The organism is Mesorhizobium sp. M2C.T.Ca.TU.002.02.1.1 (genome assembly GCF_003997225.1).
The window spans coordinates 1-1,195 of sequence record NZ_RZTO01001238.1; the positions used below are offsets into that span (position 1 = coordinate 1).

The 1,195-nt window shown below is 62.7% G+C and carries 2 protein-coding genes; both read right to left on the bottom strand.

Translation table 11 applies throughout. From position 1 onward, the window contains the following. The coding region (locus EOD07_RS35085; RefSeq protein WP_206519660.1) for a GMC family oxidoreductase N-terminal domain-containing protein at positions 1–583 on the bottom strand (583 nt) is incomplete at its 3' end. Between the two features lie 6 nt (positions 584–589). Further along, positions 590–1,195: 3-ketoacyl-ACP reductase (locus EOD07_RS35090; protein WP_127238410.1), on the bottom strand; the 606-nt coding region annotated here is incomplete at its 5' end.

A 1,195-nucleotide genomic window follows, 5' to 3' on the forward strand; every position in this document is an offset into this window, starting at 1 on the left:
AAGCGGATGAGCGCCGGGCGTTCTTTTGGGTCAACTGATAGTAGCCGACACCTTCCTGGCTCGCGCCATTGAAGTCCGGATTGAAGGGTATGCCCATTTCCTGGCCGGCGCGGAAATAGGCCTCGCAGATCGGCAGCGGCGAGATCGGGTTGGAGACGCCGAGCGGACCCTGGTCGCCATGAAAATCGTTGGCGAAGCGCTGGTTGTTCTCGGCGCGCTTGAAATAGGGCAGCACGTCGCGATAGCTCCAGCCGGCGAGGCCATCTTCCTTCTCCCAGGCGTCGTAGTCGCGGGCGTTGCCACGGGTGTAGATCTGGGCATTGATCGACGAGCCGCCGCCGACGACCTTGGCCTGCGTGTACCAGAAGACGCGGTCCTTCATGTTCTTCTGCGGCACGGTCGACCAGCCCCAGGAGGCGATGCCCTTGGTCATCTTGGCGAAGCCCGCCGGCATGTGGATGAGCGGGTGCCAGTCCTTGCCGCCGGCTTCCAGCAGCAAAACGGAATTGGACGGATCCTCGCTCAACCGGTTGGCGAGAACGCAGCCGGCCGGACCGGCGCCAACAATGATGTAGTCAGCCATTGTTCCTCACAAGCGTGGCACCGAGAGCGCGCCATCGACATCGATGACCGATCCGGTCGAAAAACCGAATTTTCCGGAGGCAAGCGCGGCGACCACGGCACCGACATCGGCGGCCTCGCCCCAGCGTTTCGCCGGCACCAGCTCGCCTTCGATCAGCGCGTCATATTTGGCCGAAACGCCGGAGGTCATGTCGGTGCGGATGATGCCCGGCCGCACCTCGAAAACGCCGATATCTTCGGCTGCGAGCCGCAACGCCAGGTTCTTCACCCACATCGAAAGCCCGGCCTTGGAAATGCAGTAGTCGGCGCGCTCCGGCGAGGCCATGGCGGCGCTGACCGAGGTGATGGTGATGATCGACCTTGCTGAAGCGGCAGGCGTGGCCAGCATTGCCTTGGCGACGGCCTGGCTGAGGAACAAAGTGCCGCGAAGGTTGATGGCGAGCGCGCGATCGAAGTTATCCGGCTTCAGCTCCAGCAGATCGCCGCGCACCACGGCGCCGACGCCGGCATTGTTGACCAGGCAATCGATGTGGCCGAAGGCGTTGATCGCGGCTTCGACCATTCTTTGATGAGCGGAAAGATCGGCAATGTCGCATTGGAAGTAGGCGAATTT